This window comes from Acinetobacter pengchengensis (assembly GCF_982235305.1).
The window spans coordinates 18,105-38,224 of sequence record NZ_CEVATJ010000001.1; the positions used below are offsets into that span (position 1 = coordinate 18,105).

The following is a 20,120-nucleotide window of genomic DNA, read 5'->3' on the forward strand; positions in this document are numbered from 1 at the left end:
AAGAACAGTGATGCAAAATTGAAGTTTAGATCAACTGTGCGCAGAAAAACAAAAAATAGAAGGAATTAGGAAATGAAACAATGGACGCAAGCTTTATTATTTGGTGCAGGCTTGTCTTTAGCCGCCAGTACAGTGCAGGCCAAACAAGTGGTTTGTGTATTCGACTTGGTCGGTAAAAATGGTGATGTCTATAACTTAATGCAAGACTATCAATTGGCGGCCAAAAACTGGGGTGCAGAGATTGAGTTACGCGTAGGTCAAAACGAAGGCGTGATTGCAGAAGATTTTAAAGCAGGAAAATGTGATGGTATTAGTGTGACCGGCATGCGTGGTCGTCAGTTTAACCATTTTACAGGCTCATTGGATGCAATTGGCGCGATTCCAGATTTAAAACTGGCAGTCAAAGTCATGCAAGGTTTGGCAAGTCCTGCTTTCGCCAAATATATGCGCAATGGTCAGTATGAAGTCGCAGGCGTCATTCCCGTGGGTGATGCCTTTTTGATGGTGAATGACCGCAGTATTAATAGTGTCGCCAAAGCTGCAGGAAAAAAAATTGCGGTTTTAGATTATGACCAAGCGCAAAAAATTATGGTACAGCAAATTGGTGCGCAAGCAGTAAGTGCCGATGTCACCAATTTTGGCAGTAAATTTAACAATGGTCAGGTTGATATTATTGGTGCGCCCGCTGCGGTATTCCGCCCTTTGGAACTCCATAAAGGTTTAGGTACTAAAGGTGCAATTGTGAATTATCCAATTTTACAAGTCACGGGCAATATTATTATCCGTCCTGATAAATTTCCTGCAGGATTTGGTCAAAAATCACGTGATTGGGTGAAAGGGCAGTTACCACGTGCCTTTGGTATTCTGGGTAAAATGAAAGCTGATATTCCTGCAAAATATTGGATGCAAGTGCCTGCAGCAGATCAACCAGGTTATCAGAAAATGATGCGTGAATCGCGGATTGACTTAACCAAACGTGGTGTTTATGACAAACGCATGATGAAATTATTATGGCAATTCCGTTGTAAACAAGCGCCAACCAATTTTGAATGTGGTTTGCATGACGAAAATTACAAATAATTGGAGAATCTTGAGGTAAATACTCAGAATTCACTTTAATTCTGCATCACTGTCCCAATATTGAGTATGCTATACTTGATAAGTGGTCTTTTTGCAGAAAAGACATCTGAATTGTACCTGAGGAAAATCCATCATGAATGCCCAAGCACTTGAGCTCACCGACAACGCTGCTAAAAAAGTTCGCCAATTGCGTGACAGTGAAGGTAATCAAGACTTAATGCTACGTGTATATGTGACGGGTGGCGGTTGTTCAGGCTTTTCTTATGGCTTTAACTTTGCAGAAAGCCAAAATGAAGATGATGCAGAATTTGTGAATGGCGATGTAAAAATGCTGGTCGATTCGCTCAGCTATCAATATTTAGTTGGCTCGGTCGTGGACTATATTGAAGGCTTGGAAGGTTCGCGGTTTGTGGTACAAAACCCGAATGCAACTACGACTTGCGGTTGTGGTTCTTCATTCTCAATCTAAGTGAAATTTAAACATTTTTGAGTATCAGCATCTGAAAAAGTAGATTGATGCGCTCAAAATGATCAAAGCCTTTCCTATATTATAGAATAGGAAAGGCTTTTTTTTTTTGCTACTGATCTGGTTTAAAAGTGCATCCTTAAACCAAAGTCATGGTACCTAAAATACGATCACCTTTTGCCCCTGTGACCGCAGGTAAATTGCCACTTAATTGCTGACAAAAACGCATTGCCAACCAAGCAAAGGCGGTGGCTTCGACCCATGTCGGGTTTAATCCTAAATCGGCTGTGCTTTGTACTGTCCATTGATGTTTACGCAAACGCCAACGCAATTGTTCGAGCAAATAAGAATTATAGGCACCACCACCACAAACATAGACTTCGCCCGTATCCATGCCCGAACGATAAATAGCTTTTTTAATTGCGCGGGTAGTGAGCTTTAATAAAGTGGCTTGAATATTTTCAGGATTATCTTCCAGCTCGTTATATTCCACATCATTGCGCCAATCGGCAACCTGTTCATCTAGCCATTCCAAGTTAAAGTCTTCGCGACCTGTACTTTTAGGCGGTTCTTTAGAGAAAAAAGCATGCGCTTGCAAACGGTCTAACAAGCTGCGAATCGGATGACCATACGCCGCCCAATTGCCATTTTCATCATAAGGTTGTCCTGTGTAACGCTCACACCAAGCATCCATTAAAATATTGGCAGGTCCAGTGTCAAAACCTGACACTGCTTCGGGCTGTCCTGCGGGCAACAAGCTGACATTGGCAATACCACCTAAATTTAAAATTACCCGATGGATACTGGGATGTTGGAATAAATTTTGATGGAACGCGGGCACCAAAGGCGCACCTTGTCCACCTGCAGCCATGTCACGACGACGAAAATCTGAAATTACAGGAATTTGAGTAATTTCAGTGATAATGTTCGGATCGCCAATTTGTAAAGTAAAAGCATGTTCAGGACGATGACGAATGGTCTGGCCATGCGAACCAATCGCTTTAATTTGAGATTTATCCAGTTTATTTTTTTCAATCAGGTTGTTAATACCATGTCCAATCATGGTGGCTAAAGCCACATCTGCCTTACCCATGCGGTCAATTTCATTGTCACCTGGCAAAGTCAGTGCCATAAGTTCGTCGCGTAAATCAGGATCAAACGGCAAAGTCAGGGTAGCGTGGAGTTGCAGTGGATCAAAAGAAGCAGCAACAAGATCGACACCATCCATGCTTGTGCCCGTCATTACCCCAATATAGATCGCTGTCATGGTTATTCTATAGCCTGCAATATGCTGAAAAAGTGTTAGTATATCGCACAAATTGAATAACTGATGTGTTTGGATTTCGTGATGTCAAATTTCCTGCCGGCTGAAGAACAACTTGCTCTCATTCAACGAGGCACGCATGAAATTATTTCTGAAGAAGATCTTCTAAAGAAATTAAAAGAAAATCGTCCTTTAAAAATTAAGGCGGGGTTTGACCCGACTGCACCTGATTTACACTTGGGGCATACGGTATTAATCAATAAATTAAAAGTATTCCAAGACTTAGGTCACGAAGTATTTTTCTTGATTGGCGATTACACCGCCATGATTGGTGACCCAACAGGTAAAAGTGCTACACGTCCGCCGTTGTCACGTGAAAAAGTCTTGGAAAATGCCAAAACTTATCAGGAACAAGTTTTTAAAATTCTTGATCCAAATAAAACCAAAGTGGTGTTTAACTCAGAATGGTTTGCAACGAAAACTGCAGCAGATTTAATTCAGTTGGCATCGCAGCAAACCGTAGCGCGTATGTTAGAACGTGATGACTTCACCAAGCGTTATAACAATCAGCAACCGATTGCGATTCACGAATTTTTGTATCCGCTGGTACAAGGTTATGACTCGGTGGCATTACGCGCCGATGTAGAGTTGGGCGGTACAGACCAGACTTTTAACTTGTTGATGGGACGTACCTTGCAAGGTCGTTATGATCAGGAAGCGCAGGTTTGTATTACGGTACCAATTCTTGAAGGTTTAGATGGCGTGAATAAAATGTCTAAATCTTTAGGCAACTATATTGGCGTGTTTGATGCACCGGGTGCGATGTATCAAAAAGTCTTGTCGATGCCAGATAGTCTGATTGAGCGCTATTTTGAATTACTCAGCTTCAAGTCGATGGATGAAATTGAAGTGTTGCTCAAAGAAATGGCAGAAGGTCGGAATCCTCAAGAAATCAAAAAGATTTTGGCACTCGAATTGGTTGAACGTTTTCATGGCAGCGAAGCCGCAGCCAATGCCCATAAAGGTGCGGGTAATATCATTACTGAAGGTGAATTACCTGAAGGTACGCCAGAAGTAACGATTTCGCGTGCTGACTTTGGTGGTGAATTATTTATTGCTTCTATTGTACGTGCTGCGGGTTTAACTAAAAATGCCGCACAAGCCAAAGATGCTGTGGCGCGTGGCGCAGTGAAAGTAGATTGGAATGTAGTCGATTCGAGTTTTTCGGTCAAAGAAAATGCAACACACATTATTCAGGCAGGTAAAAAAGCAATTGCCAAAGTCACATTCACGGACTAGATCTATTCTAAGTGATTGAAATAAAAGCAGGCTTCGGTCTGCTTTTATTTTTTGTTTGGTATATTTATTATATGAATAAGCAAATTCAAAAAAAACCTTATAAAAACAACACTTAAATTTTGCCAAATATCTTGCAATTTTGCTCAGTTATGTATAAGATTCACCCATCTAGACACAGTGTACAAAACAGATCTAGAGGGTACTTATAACTATAGCTCCACAATTTACAAGTCCCTTCCCCAAGGGACTCTTTTTTTGTATAACTATAATAACGATATATGGATCGCATATAGATTCAACTCCGAGGGAGAGATTTTGGGAGAGATCTCTTTCTTTTTTTTGCCTTTGGTTTTGTTGTGGTTTATATCTAAAGGTAAAATGTAAAGCTCCTTCTCTTTGTTTTATAAAATATTATTAGACCTCTTGCGAAAGTATAGTTTTATCTAATTTTTGAATTGGCTAAAACCTGATAAAATATAGCTTTCAGCTATTTAAAACTTGATTAACACAAGAAGTCTATTGAAGTTTTAAAACCTGATTTGAATTTTAAGGCTATATTTATAAGTAAAACCTCTTGTAGGCAGTGCATGTGGATGGCGTGATCTAAACTTGCCGAATAGAGGAGTAGACTCATTCGACTTGAAGTCAATAATGCAAATGCTGAGCATCAACTTTTAATGAGCGGACAAGACCACCACACTGTTATGAAATCAATGATAGATGTGCCGTCTGTACGAATGTGATTTGGGATAATGCAAAAAGCATTTTTAACTGAGATGTACAATTTTTTAGATGTCGCAAGACGAAAAGAATCATATACATTGGCAATCGTTGATTGCAGTCTTCAAAACTTGACTGATTTCAGCCCATAAAAGTGTGGATAAAAAAGTCCTGTTTACTTTGTAGATGGGAGTTTTTATTTAAAATTGATGAAAAAATAGCTAAAAAATTAAAAAACCAAGCATTTTTGTAGAAAAAAAATACATACGTGAAAAATATTCTAATTTAGGGCTTGCAAAGATTTTGAAATCCCCTAGAATGCACTCATCCCGACGCGAAACAGCCTACGAACTTAGCTCACAGGGTTAAGTTGCAGAGAAAGTTTTGCGTTATATTTTCACTGACGAAGTGGCAAGAAGATCATTAAGAGATTATGAAGAACAACTTGTGTGGATTTTTACTGGTTGATTGATCGAAATTATTTTCATTGATTGATTGGTTTAAATTACTCGAAGTTTATTTGAGCGAAATTTAAGTCAGAAAATTGATGAGCCAGATTTGGTCACTTCGAATAAAGTGACAAAATGATTTTAACTGAAGAGTTTGATCATGGCTCAGATTGAACGCTGGCGGCAGGCTTAACACATGCAAGTCGAGCGGGCGAGGTTGCTTCGGTAACTGAGCTAGCGGCGGACGGGTGAGTAAAGCTTAGGAATCTGCCTATTAGTGGGGGACAACATTTCGAAAGGGATGCTAATACCGCATACGTCCTACGGGAGAAAGCAGGGGACCTTCGGGCCTTGCGCTAATAGATGAGCCTAAGTCGGATTAGCTAGTTGGTGGGGTAAAGGCCTACCAAGGCGACGATCTGTAGCGGGTCTGAGAGGATGATCCGCCACACTGGGACTGAGACACGGCCCAGACTCCTACGGGAGGCAGCAGTGGGGAATATTGGACAATGGGGGGAACCCTGATCCAGCCATGCCGCGTGTGTGAAGAAGGCCTTTTGGTTGTAAAGCACTTTAAGTGGGGAGGAGGCTCTCTTGGTTAATACCTAAGAAGAGTGGACGTTACCCACAGAATAAGCACCGGCTAACTCTGTGCCAGCAGCCGCGGTAATACAGAGGGTGCGAGCGTTAATCGGATTTACTGGGCGTAAAGCGCGCGTAGGTGGTTAATTAAGTCAAATGTGAAATCCCCGAGCTTAACTTGGGAATTGCATTCGATACTGGTTAGCTAGAGTATGGGAGAGGATGGTAGAATTCCAGGTGTAGCGGTGAAATGCGTAGAGATCTGGAGGAATACCGATGGCGAAGGCAGCCATCTGGCCTAATACTGACACTGAGGTGCGAAAGCATGGGGAGCAAACAGGATTAGATACCCTGGTAGTCCATGCCGTAAACGATGTCTACTAGCCGTTGGGGGATTTGATCCTTTAGTGGCGCAGCTAACGCGATAAGTAGACCGCCTGGGGAGTACGGTCGCAAGACTAAAACTCAAATGAATTGACGGGGGCCCGCACAAGCGGTGGAGCATGTGGTTTAATTCGATGCAACGCGAAGAACCTTACCTGGCCTTGACATAGTAGAGACTTTCCAGAGATGGATTGGTGCCTTCGGGAATCTACATACAGGTGCTGCATGGCTGTCGTCAGCTCGTGTCGTGAGATGTTGGGTTAAGTCCCGCAACGAGCGCAACCCTTTTCCTTACTTGCCAGCATTTCGGATGGGAACTTTAAGGATACTGCCAGTGACAAACTGGAGGAAGGCGGGGACGACGTCAAGTCATCATGGCCCTTACGGCCAGGGCTACACACGTGCTACAATGGTCGGTACAAAGGGTTGCTACACAGCGATGTGATGCTAATCTCAAAAAGCCGATCGTAGTCCGGATCGCAGTCTGCAACTCGACTGCGTGAAGTCGGAATCGCTAGTAATCGCGGATCAGAATGCCGCGGTGAATACGTTCCCGGGCCTTGTACACACCGCCCGTCACACCATGGGAGTTTGTTGCACCAGAAGTAGGTAGTCTAACCGTAAGGAGGACGCTTACCACGGTGTGGCCGATGACTGGGGTGAAGTCGTAACAAGGTAGCCGTAGGGGAACCTGCGGCTGGATCACCTCCTTAACGAAAGATTGACGATTGGTAAGAATCCACAACAAGTTGTTCTTCATGACGATGTGTCTTAAAAGATAATTCGAGGTTTTCGAATTGGATTGAGTAGCAGATACTACGCACTGCGTTTGTCTTGCGAAAAATACAAAGCGATGCTTTGATTTTTCTCAGGGTCTGTAGCTCAGTTGGTTAGAGCACACGCTTGATAAGCGTGGGGTCACAAGTTCAAGTCTTGTCAGACCCACCATGAGCAAGACTTAAAGCACTGCTTTAAGGCGAAGCGCAAGGCAAACGAACGTGAGTGAGTGCGCAGGCTATAATCTGATACATCGAATCAAAAATGATAAGCTGGGGACTTAGCTTAGTTGGTAGAGCGCCTGCTTTGCACGCAGGAGGTCAGGAGTTCGACTCTCCTAGTCTCCACCAGAGCTTCGATCAGCAAAGCAACGCTTTGCCGAAGCGCAAGACAAGCAGCTATGCTGCGCGTAGTATCTGATCTAATATGGTAGTGAAAGATATTTTTAAATTATAGAACTTAATAAATAAGGTGAATCAAGAGATTGATTTAGATTTATTAAGTTCTGTGATTTATCACAGTTGACTGCAGTCCGACGAGGATGCAGTGAATCATTAACAGATTGGCAAAAATTGAGTCTGAAATAAATTGTTCAACTCATTTTATTCAAGATTGACAGTAATGCTTCGGTGTTACGGTTTAATTACGAATTGAAATGAGCACTAGCAAATTAACTGAATCAAGCGTTTTGGTATATGAATTTAGATTGAAGCTGTACGGTGCTTAAGAGCACGGGACTTCAAACTGTAGATTAAATAGATCATTGATTATTTATTTAATTGTCTTAATCCTACTTGTAGGGATTAACGACTGTTTGGGGTTGTATAGTCAAGTAATTAAGTGCATGTGGTGGATGCCTTGGCAGTCAGAGGCGAAGAAAGACGTGATAGCCTGCGAAAAGCTCCGGGGAGGCGGCAAATATCCTTTGATCCGGAGATGTCTGAATGGGGAAACCCACCTACCTTAAGGTAGGTATCGTATGATGAATACATAGTCATACGAAGCGAACGAGGGGAAGTGAAACATCTCAGTACCCTTAGGAAAAGAAATCAATTGAGATTCCCTCAGTAGCGGCGAGCGAAAGGGGAAAAGCCCATTAAGTTATGTGTGTTTTAGTGGAATGCTCTGGGAAGTGCAACCATAGTGGGTGATAGTCCTGTACACGAAAGGGCACACATAATGATGACGAGTAGGGCGAGGCACGTGAAACCTTGTCTGAATATGGGGGGACCATCCTCCAAGGCTAAATACTCCTGACTGACCGATAGTGAACCAGTACCGTGAGGGAAAGGCGAAAAGAACCCCTGTGAGGGGAGTGAAATAGATCCTGAAACCGCATGCATACAAGCAGTGGGAGCCAACTTGTTTGGTGACTGCGTACCTTTTGTATAATGGGTCAGCGACTTATATTCAGTAGCGAGGTTAACCGCATAGGGGAGCCGTAGAGAAATCGAGTCTTAATAGGGCGTATAGTTGCTGGGTATAGACCCGAAACCGGGTGATCTATCCATGAGCAGGTTGAAGGTTGGGTAACACTAACTGGAGGACCGAACCCACTGTCGTTGAAAAGCCAGGGGATGACTTGTGGATAGGGGTGAAAGGCTAATCAAACTCGGTGATAGCTGGTTCTCCCCGAAAGCTATTTAGGTAGCGCCTCGGACGAATACCATTGGGGGTAGAGCACTGTTTCGGCTAGGGGGTCATCCCGACTTACCAAACCGATGCAAACTCCGAATACCAATGAGTACTATCCGGGAGACAGACTGCGGGTGCTAACGTCCGTAGTCAAGAGGAAAACAATCCAGACCGCCAGCTAAGGCCCCAAAATCATAGTTAAGTGGGAAACGATGTGGGAAGGCATAGACAGCTAGGAGGTTGGCTTAGAAGCAGCCACCCTTTAAAGAAAGCGTAATAGCTCACTAGTCGAGTCGGCCTGCGCGGAAGATGTAACGGGGCTAAAACTATGTGCCGAAGCTGCGGATGTATACATTGTATACGTGGTAGGGGAGCGTTCTGTAAGCCGACGAAGGTGGATTGAGAAGTCTGCTGGAGGTATCAGAAGTGCGAATGCTGACGTGAGTAACGACAAAACGGGTGAAAAACCCGTTCGCTGAAAGACCAAGGGTTCCAGTCCAACGTTAATCGGGGCTGGGTGAGTCGACCCCTAAGGCGAGGCCGAGAGGCGTAGTCGATGGGAAATTGGTTAATATTCCAATACTTCAGTGTAATGCGATGAGAGGACGGAGAAGGTTAAGTCAGCCTGGCGTTGGTAGTCCAGGTGAAAGGAAGTAGGCATGCATCTTAGGCAAATCCGGGGTGCTCTATGCTGAGATCTGATATCAAGCTGTACTTGTACAGTGAAGTGGCTGATACCCTGCTTCCAGGAAAAGTCTCTAAGCTTCAGTTACACTGGAATCGTACCCGAAACCGACACAGGTGGTCAGGTCGAGTAGACCAAAGCGCTTGAGAGAACTCTGCTGAAGGAACTAGGCAAAATGGTACCGTAACTTCGGGAGAAGGTACGCTGTTGATGGTGATAGGACTTGCTCCTTGAGCTGTCGACAGCCTCAGAAACCAGGCCGCTGCAACTGTTTATTAAAAACATAGCACTCTGCAAACACGAAAGTGGACGTATAGGGTGTGATGCCTGCCCGGTGCTGGAAGGTTAATTGATGGGGTTAGCGTAAGCGAAGCTCTTGATCGAAGCCCCAGTAAACGGCGGCCGTAACTATAACGGTCCTAAGGTAGCGAAATTCCTTGTCGGGTAAGTTCCGACCTGCACGAATGGCATAATGATGGCGGCGCTGTCTCCAGCAGAGGCTCAGTGAAATCGAATTCGCCGTGAAGATGCGGTGTACCCGCGGCTAGACGGAAAGACCCCGTGAACCTTTACTGCAGCTTGACATTGAACTTTGACCTTACTTGTGTAGGATAGGTGGGAGGCTTTGAAACTTGGACGCTAGTCCGAGTGGAGCCGTCCTTGAAATACCACCCTGGTAATGTTGAGGTTCTAACTCTGTCCCGTTATCCGGGACGAGGACCATGTCTGGTGGGTAGTTTGACTGGGGCGGTCTCCTCCTAAAGAGTAACGGAGGAGTACGAAGGTGCGCTCAGCGTGGTCGGAAATCACGCGTAGAGTATAAAGGCAAAAGCGCGCTTAACTGCGAGACCCACAAGTCGAGCAGGTACGAAAGTAGGTCTTAGTGATCCGGTGGTTCTGTATGGAAGGGCCATCGCTCAACGGATAAAAGGTACTCTGGGGATAACAGGCTGATACCGCCCAAGAGTTCATATCGACGGCGGTGTTTGGCACCTCGATGTCGGCTCATCTCATCCTGGGGCTGAAGCAGGTCCCAAGGGTATGGCTGTTCGCCATTTAAAGAGGTACGCGAGCTGGGTTTAGAACGTCGTGAGACAGTTCGGTCCCTATCTACCGTGGGCGCTGGAAATTTGAGAGGATCTGCTCCTAGTACGAGAGGACCAGAGTGGACGAACCTCTGGTGTACCGGTTGTGACGCCAGTCGCATCGCCGGGTAGCTATGTTCGGAAGGGATAACCGCTGAAAGCATCTAAGCGGGAAGCCTACCTCAAGATAAGATTTCCCCGAGGCTTTATGCCTCCTAAAGAGCCGTTGAAGACTACGACGTTGATAGGTTGGATGTGGAAGCATAGCGATATGTGAAGCTGACCAATACTAATTGCTCGTGAGGCTTGACTATACAACACCCAAGCAGTTGTTGTACGAACTTCGAAAGAAGTGAGGATCAATCGATTTCATATTGATCTAACGATCAAACAAAAACTTGATTTAGTGAACGCTAAACAATAAACTTCAGACCCAATAGCCAACCTGTTAATAACTCATTTGGAACCAAGTAAGGCATTACATGCAAAAGCATCAAGCAAAAGCAATGTAACTAAGACCCGAACAAGTCCATAACAGTTGTGCTGGCGACCATAGCAAGAGTGAACCACCTGATCCCTTCCCGAACTCAGAAGTGAAACCTCTTCGCGCTGATGGTAGTGTGGGATTACCCATGTGAGAGTAAGTCATCGCCAGCTCATTATTCAAACACCCTCAACAATCGTTGAGGGTGTTTTTTTATGGGGAAAGATAATATTAAGAAGAGTAAAAAGCCTTAAACATAATTTAAGTCTTTTAAACTTATATCAATATCAAATACTTAGAAATGTGCTTCTAAGCCTAAATATGGACCTTTAAACTCTAATTGAGTTTCCTGACTGGAATCTTGATTGAGCTTAATATCTAAAATGCGATAGCCTGCTTTTAAACCAACATCGACTAAAATGGAATCTATAAAGTTATATTTAATTTCTGCCTGAGCATCACTAACTTCATTATCGCTATTTTTGGCATAGTTGGCTTCGGCTTTGGCACTTAAACCCGTAAATGGTAATTTGACTGCTGCTTCTGCATATAGCATAGGTAAAGTTTCACTGACGTCTTGTGTCGAAAATAAATTCGATCTTAAGTCGCCTTCAAGTACTTTGGCACCAAATCCAACATCTGCGGCAACAATGTTATCTAAAATTTCATAATATAAAATGAAGTCTGAGTAATCTAAATCTAGTTGATTGATTTTGACACCAGCAGCGTTTTGCTCGCTTTCGGTCTGCAAATTGGCATGTTTAATTTTGGCATTGGGTAAAAATGGTACTGGATGTTCTACTGCCAAACTGAAGGGTATGGCAAAATCATCATCTAAGTTTGGCGATAACTGAGCCTGATTCCAGTCTGCACTATATTTCCAATAATCCACGCTGGCTTTTACCCCAATAATATCGGCATGCACCGCTGAACAACCAATTAAACTGCATGCTAAAGCAAAACGTTGTAATGTAAGCATATAAACCCTAGTATTTTGTCATCATCATTTGGGATGAATGGTGTGGTGTTGTATGTTCTCGTGACAAAAATCATGTGAAATATTGTCTAACTTAGCGCATCATACATTTTCTAGAATCAAATTCTTGTAAAAATATAGCCTAATTCGCGCCAAAAAAGAGGATTTCAGTATGCAAAATGTCCATCCACCTGTCGATTACCCGCTCTATCTTGCCAATAAAGCAGTAGAAACAGGGCAATGGTTAGCCGTTCAGCATAAATATTCTCAAAAATTATATGCACGTGTCGCACTTGCCGATGCAAAAAGTATTGAAAAAGCTATTCTTGCAGCCGTCAAAGCAGAAGCCGAAATGGCAAAATTACAGCCATTTCAGAAACAAAAAATTCTGCTGCAATGTGTGCAGCGTTTCCAAGAGATGCGCGAAGAATTGGTTGAAATTTTAATTGCTGAAGGTGGAAAGCCTCGTCTGGCCGCGATGGCAGAAGTCGAGCGTTTAATCAATACCTTTCAAATTGCGGCAGATGCGGTGTCGCAACTAGATGAAGGACGTATTTTACCGTTGGCGGTGACGGCTGCTGCTGCGAATTATCAAGGGATGGTTAAGCATGTACCCATTGGTGCCGTGTCTTTAATTAGTCCTTTTAATTTCCCATTGAATTTAACCGCACATAAAATTGCGCCCGCGATTGCTGCAGGTTGTCCTTTTGTATTAAAACCTGCTAGCGCCACGCCTATTTCAGCATTAAAAATAGCAGAAGTGTTGGCTGAAACAGATTTACCTAAAGGTGCGTTTTCGGTATTGCCTTGTGAGCGTGAACAAGCAGATGTTTTAGTGACCGATGACCGCTTTAAACTGCTCAGTTTTACTGGTTCAGATGTGGTGGGTTGGGATATGAAAGCCCGCGCAGGACGTAAAAAAGTAACGCTAGAGTTGGGCGGCAATGCAGCGGTGATGATTGAACCCGATACTGAACTGAATGATGCATTGATTCATCGCTTAATTGGTGGGGCGTATAATCATGCAGGGCAGGTGTGTATTAGTGTGCAACGTATTTTTGTGCATGCCGACGTATATGCTGAACTGAAAAAGAAACTTGTGAGTCAGCTCAAGCAAATTAAAGCAGCAGATCCTAATTTGGACAGCACTTTGGTCGGGCCAATGATTAAGGAAGCTGAAGCACAGCGCTTGAAAAAGTGGATTGATAAAGCGGTGAAAAAAGGCACAAAAATATTGGTAGGTGGCGAGCTGAAAGGTGTGATGTTTGAGCCGACTTTATTGGAACAGGTCGATCCAAACTTGGAGGTTTATAAAGATGAAGTTTTTGGCCCTGTTGCCATTTTGGAAAAATATTCATCTTTTGAGCAAGGGATTGCACGTATTAACCAAAGTCGTTTTGGTTTACAGGCGGGTATTTATACACAAAGCTTGGAAAAAATGCTTTACGCATGGGATCAGTTACAGGTCGGTGGGGTAATTATTAATGATATCCCATCTTTCCGCGTGGATAATATGCCTTATGGTGGTGTGAAAGATTCGGGTTTAGGGCGTGAGGGGATTCAATCTGCCATTCGGGATATGCAGGAAGAGCGTTTGTTGGTGATTAAGCGTTAAGTATTTGATCTGATCATGTATCGTCATCATCAGAGACAGAAAATGAGTTAACTCTGAATTTTGGGATGATTCACTACAGCGCTGTAGTTCAGTGAATTATAAGCTACAGCGTTAGTGTAAAATAGATGAAAAGTAAAATAACTCAAATAGCATCAAAATTGTATTCCAAATAGTTATATGACTTATAACCAAAAAATCAAGTCAAAATGGAGTGGAATTTGAACGCTTGATTAAAAAATGCATACAAAAAACATCTTTCCGAGCAGAATTTACAGAAAAATTTTTCAAAAATGAGTATTGTTAAGCCATACAAAAGCGCAATATTGGGCAAAGACTTTAAGCAAGATTTTCCGAATATTTCGCTGTTTGACCTTTAGAATTTGATGCTCAAAAGGTGTGACTCTAAAGCAAACACCCAGATTTTCATTTTTTTGCAGGATATTTTTTGAGTGCGCTAAATTACCGTTATATAAAGTAAATTTAAGCTAATGAAAAAGCAAATTATTTATATAAAAGGTCAGAATTAAAAAACAAGCAACAAAAAATAACCTGAAGTTTAGGTGTTCTATGACAGATTCTCGTGAGAGTTGGTCCGCACGATCAGGCTTTATTATCGCAGCTATTGGTTCTGCGGTCGGGTTGGGTAATATTTGGCGTTTCCCTTATGTTGCCTATGAAAATGGCGGCGGCGCATTTTTAATCCCTTATTTAATTGCGATCTTTGCCGCAGGTTTGCCATTGCTGTTTTTGGACTATGCAGTTGGGCATAAATACCGTAAAGCACCACCAACCGCTTATAAAAAGCTCATGAACAGTGAAGCATTGGGTTGGTGGCAGGTGATGGTGACTTTGCTGATTGGTATTTACTATGCCAGCGTATTGTCTTGGGCAGGCAGTTATATGTTCTATTCCATTGGTCAGCAATGGGGAACAGACACTGAAAAATTCTTTTTCACAAGCTACTTACAAAATGGTGAAGGTTTAGCCTTGGGTTTTGTACCCACCTTATTTATTGGCTTAGTCATCGTGTGGGCGGTAGTGATGTTCATTTTATATGGTGGTGTGAAAAAAGGGGTTGAGCTGTCAAATAAAATTTTTATACCACTTTTGCTGATTTTATTCTCTATTCTCGTGGTTCAAGCTTTACGTTTGCCTGGTGCAGTCGATGGCTTAAATGCCTTCTTTACGCCTAACTGGGAAGCGATGACGAACTATAAAGTATGGTTAGCTGCCTTTGGTCATATCTTCTTCTCGCTTTCAGTCGGGTTCGGGATTATGTTGACCTACTCATCATACCTAAAACGTAAAACTAACTTGACTGGTTCAGGCTTGGTGGTTGCACTCGCAAACTCATCTTTTGAAATTTTAGCGGGTATTGGTATTTTTGCTGCGCTTGGTTTTATGGCGTACAGCGCAGGTTCATCGGTAGATGAAGTGGTTTCGGGTGGTATTGGTTTAGCCTTTATTGTATTCCCAAAAATCATTTCTAGCTTGGGTGCAGGTGGCGATTTATTTGGCTTCTTATTCTTCGCTTCATTGACGGTTGCAGGAGTGACCTCAATGGTGAGTATTCTGCAAGTGCCGATTGCTGCGTTCCAAGACAAACTGGGTTGGTCGCGTAAGCGTGCAGTAACCATCATTGCGGGTGGTTCAGCTATAGTTTCAACCATTTTATTCTCTACCCACAGTGCGATTACTTTTGTCGACATCATTGACTACTTTGCCAACAACATTGGTATTGTCGGTGGTGGTTTATTGTCGATTATTTTGGTGACTTGGTTCCGTCGTCCATTGCTCAAAGAATTGCAGCAACACGTTAACCAATACTCAAGTATTAAATTGGGTTGGGGCTGGAATTTCCTATTAACCATCGTGACACCACTTTCATTGCTCGTGGCTTTAGGTTTAACCCTAAAATCTATTTTTGCAGAAGGCTATGGTGGTTATCCATTACACATTTTACTTACCGTGGGTGGTGGTACCGTGGCGCTCTTTATTATTGGTGCGGTATTGCTTAGCCGCTTAAAAGATCAAGACGCAGCGGAGAAATAACATGAATACATCTGCATTAGTGATGTTGATTATTTCAACAGTGGTACTTTGGGGTGGTTTGGTTTTTGCGATGATTCACCTGATCAAAAACCCAGATGAACTTGAAGACTAAGTGTTTTGCTGAACAAGTGCGAAGCTTTAAGAGATTGCACCGTTTAAATAACCCTTGATTGATTCAAGGGTTATTTTATTGGAACGGCTATTCAATGAGAAGAATCGTTAAAACAAAAACAGCTTAGGCGGTTTTTTCAATACGACAATAATAAAAACCATCACCGCGTCCTTCTTGTGGCAATAATTGGCGTCCGTACAGTTGTGGAATGCCCCAATCTGCATCAATTTTGACTTCTTTGGCATTAAGATGTTCGGCAAAGAATTGCTGCATTTGCTGTTCATTTTCGGCTTTTAAAACCGAGCAGGTAATGTAAAGCAAGGTGCCGCCAACTTTGAGTTGCTGCCACATCTGCTGCAAAATCTGTTGCTGTAATGCTACCGTTTGCTGAATATCACTAGATTGACGCAGCAAACGAATATCTGGATGACGACGCAAGACCCCAATGGCAGAGCATGGCGCATCCAATACAATACAGTCCACTGCTTCACTAGCGTTCCATGTGGTTGCATCGGCAGCCAAAATTTCGACTTGCGCTTCTTGATTCAGTTGCAGACGTTCTAGGTTTTCGCTGACACGTAACAGACGTTTGGCATCCTGATCTAAGGCAATCAATTTTTTAGGCTGAAACTTTTCAAGCAGATGTGCTGTTTTCCCCCCAGGTGCTGCGCAGGCATCGACCACGACTTTGCCATCTAAATTTGGCAAGAGCATTGCACACAGTTGGGCATGTTCGTCCTGTACGGAAAAAATGCCTTCATCAAAACCAGGCAAGTCTGGAATGTGCACATTTTGCAGCATCACAATACCAACTGCAGACACGGTGCAAGCTTCTGCAGCAATCTCTTGTTCCTGCAAAATTTCTAAATAGTCATCACGGCTGATTTGGCGTGTATTGACTCTTAAGGTCAGGGGGGCAGTTTGCTTTAAAGTGTTCGTCAGTTGTTCTAATTGCTCAGGCCAATCTTTTTTCAGGCGTTTATACAACCAACTTGGTAAACCATGCGCTTGCGCCAAAGCCGTTTGAAATTCGGATGTTTCACGTGAAACACGACGCAGAATCGCATTCACCACACCGCTGAGTGCTTCATAGCCCAATTGTTTGGCTGCAGTTACGGTTTCGGAAATTGCGGCATGACTGGCTACACGGGTACAAAGCACTTGATATAAGCCAACATATAAACAGGTTTCAACAGTTTCGTTGTTGAGTGGTTTCACCAACAACGGTAAGGTAATGCTTTTTAGGGCATACCATTGACGCAAGGTGCCCAAAACCAGCTCATGAAACAAGGCACGGTCACGTTCCGCGACTTTGCTTAAATGTACAGGTAAAATGCTCGCCAATGATTGCCCTTGTTGTACAGCCAATAGCGTACGGATGACTTGGGCACGCAAGTTCAAATGTGAATTGCCTGATTCAGTATGGCTCATGCGAGAACTTGTCCTGTTTGAAGTTTTTGAGTTTGAATGATTTGCACAGGATTCAGCGGTTTAGCACCAGGCCATTGCAACGAGCTTAAGCACACTGCTTGTTGATCGCCACAAGCGACGTGTACGCCTTGTTTGTCCAATTTTAAAATTGTGCCTGCAGCTTTGCCCTGTGCAGATTCATCTGATAATGCTGAACCCCACACGCGTAAGTTTTGAGTGTCATCTAAAGGAATAAATGCCACAGGCCACGGGTTAAAGGCACGAATATTACGGTCAATTTCGGCTGCAGTTTGTGACCAGTTAATTTGCGCTTCGGCTTTGGTCAGTTTGTGTGCATAGACCGTTAAGGCTTCATCTTGCACTTCACGCCTAGCGAAATAGTCTTGTAATTTTTGTTCTGAAGCCAATACTTCAACAATTGCTTCGGCACCTTGCTGCGCCAGTTTGTCATGTAAAGTGGCAGAAGTGTCTGCTGCAGTAATTGGGCACAAGGTTTTATACAACATATCGCCCGTATCTAAACCTGCTGCCATTTTCATAATGGTGATGCCTGTTTCGGTATCACCTGTGGCAATGGCACGCTGAATCGGCGCTGCACCGCGCCAACGTGGTAATAAAGAACCGTGAATATTCAAGCAGCCATATTTAGGCGTATCTAAAATCACTTGTGGCAAGATTAAACCATAGGCCGCAACCACCATCACATCGGCATTCAATGCAGCCAATTCTTGTTGGGCCGCCAGACCTTCTTCAGTAGATGATTTAAAATGCAAAGGTTGATAGACAGGAAGATCGTGTTGTAGTGCCAATTGCTTCACCGCAGATGCTGTGAGTTTTTGTCCGCGTCCTGCTTTACGATCAGGCTGAGTGTAAACCGCGACAATCTCATGTTCGGTGTTCAGGAGTGCTGCCAAAGCGCTTGCAGCAAATTCAGGCGTACCTGCAAAAACGATTTTCAATGGAAATCAACCCATATTTTTAGATGACGCGCCAATTATAACAAATTGCGGCTCAAAGGTCGGAACGGGTTGTAACAAATCCACCTTGTCCCCTTGCGCAGCAAACAAAGCAGCGCTTTGTTCTTGCTCATGTGGCTAAAACTTTCTCAGATTGCGTTACGAAACTTGGCAATAGTCTCGCTATTCCCTGCGTTTCATGCCTAATCTGCTCAGTTTTAGCCTACAGCGCAAGCCATTTATGAAATGTCAACAGACCCTAATAATGCAAAATTTAAAAATTATTCATGAAAGTTTTGTATTGAACAATAAATTCTAGAGTGCATTCTCGCCCTTTTAAGGGTGAGCCAGCTCTTTTCTTAATATGACTATAGTAAGTTAAAATTGTCGTTAAATATCATTAGTTTGTATTATAGATTCACTTTTTTATGTTATAATTAAATTGTATTTTTAGGAGCATTTTCATTGCTAACAGGCATCCAATTAAGAGCGTATCCAACCAATCATCAAAAGCTGATCCTTAGTCAGTGGATGGGTTGCGCTCGTTTTATTTGGAATGCTAAGTGCGATGAAGATAAATACTTCCGTGGCTTTGCACGTAAGTTCACTCCTTACAATCAATATTATGAAACGCAAGATCAAAAATACTCACACTTTAAATCAGAAGAACTCAGCGCATGGCTAAAACAATGCCCTAGCCAAATCCTGAGAAATTCAGCAAGCAATTGGAAAGAAACTCTTGATAGGTTTAAAAGTGGCATTTGTGGTCGTCCGAAGCGTAAAAAGAAAACAGATAAAGGCTCAATTTACCTCACCCGTGAATTGTTCAGATTCGAGCCTGACCAGTTTGGCAAACTGCATCTATTTATTGGTACGAAAACCAATAACATCGGAATTTTAAAGTTTGGGATTCATGCTGATTTTAACGAGCCTAAATCCCTCTACATCCGTAAAGAACGTGGTCAATACTTTGTGTCATTTTGCTATGAAGATGATCAGGATATTCAAGTAATCAAGCCCGAAGAACATCTAGAATATCTACGTGGTATGACAGCAGAACAGCTACAAGACATTGTGGTTGGTATTGATCGTGGCGTGGTTATCCCTGTTCATGCAGAGCATAGAGAATTTGATTTCTCCAAAGAGCAGAAGAATCACCTATCTAAAGCGGATCGCTATATCAAACGCCTGCAACGGAAACTATCACAACAACAAAAAGACTCTAACCGCAGAGCAAGAACCAAACATCGTATTGCGGTGCATCATGCAAAGAAAGCTAATATCCGCAAGGATTTTGCCCACAAAACTAGCCATGCATTGGTTAATGGATTTGGTAAAGTTTTTGTATTTGAGAAATTAAATACCAAGCAGATGACTAAGAAGCCTGCACCGAAAAAAGATGAGTTAGGTCGTTTCATTCCAAATAAAGCCAAAGCGAAAGCTGGCTTAAACAAGGCGATCCTCAATGTAGGTTGGTACCAGATCGCATCGTTCCTGAAATACAAAGCGGAACGATTAGGAAAAGCAGTTTTTAGTATCCCTGCTGCTTACACCAGTCAAGAGTGCGCTTCATGCGGTCACACTCACCCCGACAATCGCAAGAGCCAAGACAGGTTCAAATGCGTGAATTGTGGACACATTGACAATGCAGATCATAATGCAGCAATGGTGATTAAACAGAGGGCAGTAAAATTAATCTTAGACAGTGGAACACTGTTGGATGACAATCACTTGTCATCTAGTGGGCGTGGAGGTGTTCGTAAGACGAAAAAGAGTGTTAAAGCTTTTTCTCGCTGTACCGATGAAGCGTCAAAAGAGAAGTGTGCAGCTTAGGCTGCATCACGGAAACTCGGTTGCTTTAGCACTGAGTAGTTCATTTCAGTATGATCAACAAGGTGCTGTGGGTTTTCGTCACTTTTTATCCATCATAAAGTCGGTAAAGCAGCAGCCTTACTACCTCAAGCTGTAGTAAAATACAAAGATTCTTAAACTGTTTTGCAGTGATACAGATCTTGCAAACAGTATTATTTCGCCAGAATGAATTTCAGATTCATTTCAGCACAACCAA

At 43.0% G+C, this 20,120-nt stretch carries 11 protein-coding genes, 2 tRNA genes and 3 rRNA genes; 12 read left to right on the plus strand and 4 right to left on the minus strand.

Annotated features, from left to right (window positions below):
• Nucleotides 1-72 precede the first annotated feature (72 nt).
• Both AC0T5Z_RS00090 and erpA read left to right on the plus strand, forming a co-directional pair.
• Nucleotides 73-1,080: a putative solute-binding protein gene (locus AC0T5Z_RS00090; protein ID WP_291338676.1), complete on the plus strand. Its 1,008-nt coding sequence runs from the start codon at nucleotides 73-75 to the stop codon at nucleotides 1,078-1,080.
• Nucleotides 1,081-1,213: 133 nt separating this feature from the next.
• On the plus strand, nucleotides 1,214-1,549 hold the full coding sequence (gene erpA / locus AC0T5Z_RS00095) for an iron-sulfur cluster insertion protein ErpA (protein WP_004969742.1): 336 nt from the start codon (nucleotides 1,214-1,216) through the stop codon (nucleotides 1,547-1,549).
• A gap of 136 nt (nucleotides 1,550-1,685) precedes the next feature.
• Here erpA and AC0T5Z_RS00100 read toward each other — a convergent pair whose 3' ends face one another.
• Nucleotides 1,686-2,813, minus strand: a complete 1,128-nt coding sequence (locus AC0T5Z_RS00100) for an anhydro-N-acetylmuramic acid kinase (RefSeq protein WP_435337759.1) — start codon at nucleotides 2,811-2,813, stop codon at nucleotides 1,686-1,688.
• Nucleotides 2,814-2,876: 63 nt separating this feature from the next.
• On the opposite strand from AC0T5Z_RS00100, the gene tyrS reads away from it, so the two are divergent.
• The 6 genes from tyrS (at nucleotide 2,877) to rrf (ending at nucleotide 11,083) form a co-directional block, all read left to right on the plus strand.
• Nucleotides 2,877-4,109, plus strand: coding sequence for a tyrosine--tRNA ligase (gene tyrS, locus AC0T5Z_RS00105; protein WP_435337760.1), 1,233 nt, complete (start codon nucleotides 2,877-2,879; stop codon nucleotides 4,107-4,109).
• Between the two features lie 1,311 nt (nucleotides 4,110-5,420).
• Nucleotides 5,421-6,957 (plus strand): 16S ribosomal RNA (locus AC0T5Z_RS00110).
• Nucleotides 6,958-7,115: 158 nt separating this feature from the next.
• Nucleotides 7,116-7,192, plus strand: a tRNA-Ile gene (locus tag AC0T5Z_RS00115).
• Between the two features lie 103 nt (nucleotides 7,193-7,295).
• A tRNA-Ala gene (locus AC0T5Z_RS00120) sits at nucleotides 7,296-7,371 on the plus strand.
• A 476-nt stretch (nucleotides 7,372-7,847) separates the two neighbouring features.
• Nucleotides 7,848-10,740: ribosomal RNA gene (locus AC0T5Z_RS00125) — 23S ribosomal RNA — on the plus strand.
• Nucleotides 10,741-10,968: 228 nt separating this feature from the next.
• Nucleotides 10,969-11,083: ribosomal RNA gene (rrf, locus tag AC0T5Z_RS00130) — 5S ribosomal RNA — on the plus strand.
• Together the 16S, 23S and 5S rRNA genes with 2 tRNA genes alongside form the textbook arrangement of a ribosomal RNA operon.
• A 122-nt stretch (nucleotides 11,084-11,205) precedes the next feature.
• Here the strand turns inward: rrf and AC0T5Z_RS00135 are convergent.
• Nucleotides 11,206-11,889, minus strand: a complete 684-nt coding sequence (locus AC0T5Z_RS00135) for a TIGR04219 family outer membrane beta-barrel protein (RefSeq protein ID WP_291334201.1) — start codon at nucleotides 11,887-11,889, stop codon at nucleotides 11,206-11,208.
• 169 nt (nucleotides 11,890-12,058) lie between these two features.
• Between AC0T5Z_RS00135 and AC0T5Z_RS00140 the strand changes: the two genes are divergently transcribed.
• From AC0T5Z_RS00140 to AC0T5Z_RS00150, 3 genes are all read left to right on the plus strand, one after another.
• A complete protein-coding gene (locus AC0T5Z_RS00140; protein ID WP_096902376.1) occupies nucleotides 12,059-13,501 on the plus strand; it encodes an aldehyde dehydrogenase family protein in 1,443 nt (480 codons plus the stop codon).
• A gap of 567 nt (nucleotides 13,502-14,068) precedes the next feature.
• A complete protein-coding gene (locus tag AC0T5Z_RS00145) occupies nucleotides 14,069-15,553 on the plus strand; it encodes a sodium-dependent transporter (protein ID WP_435337468.1) in 1,485 nt (494 codons plus the stop codon).
• 1 nt (nucleotide 15,554) lies between these two features.
• Nucleotides 15,555-15,665, plus strand: coding sequence for a methionine/alanine import family NSS transporter small subunit (locus AC0T5Z_RS00150; RefSeq protein WP_096902374.1), 111 nt, complete (start codon nucleotides 15,555-15,557; stop codon nucleotides 15,663-15,665).
• A gap of 123 nt (nucleotides 15,666-15,788) precedes the next feature.
• On the opposite strand, the gene rsmB is transcribed toward AC0T5Z_RS00150, so the two are convergent.
• Together rsmB and fmt are read right to left on the minus strand one after the other, a co-directional pair.
• Nucleotides 15,789-17,096, minus strand: coding sequence for a 16S rRNA (cytosine(967)-C(5))-methyltransferase RsmB (gene rsmB, locus AC0T5Z_RS00155; RefSeq protein ID WP_435337469.1), 1,308 nt, complete (start codon nucleotides 17,094-17,096; stop codon nucleotides 15,789-15,791).
• Nucleotides 17,093-18,055, minus strand: coding sequence for a methionyl-tRNA formyltransferase (fmt, locus tag AC0T5Z_RS00160; protein WP_096902372.1), 963 nt, complete (start codon nucleotides 18,053-18,055; stop codon nucleotides 17,093-17,095). The genes rsmB and fmt overlap by 4 nt, the downstream gene beginning before the upstream one ends.
• A 462-nt stretch (nucleotides 18,056-18,517) precedes the next feature.
• Here fmt and AC0T5Z_RS00165 point away from each other — a divergent pair, with 462 nt between their 5' ends.
• Entirely contained in the window at nucleotides 18,518-19,885 is a 1,368-nt protein-coding gene (locus AC0T5Z_RS00165) for an RNA-guided endonuclease InsQ/TnpB family protein (RefSeq protein WP_435337470.1), read from the plus strand.
• Nucleotides 19,886-20,120: the final 235 nt, after the last annotated feature.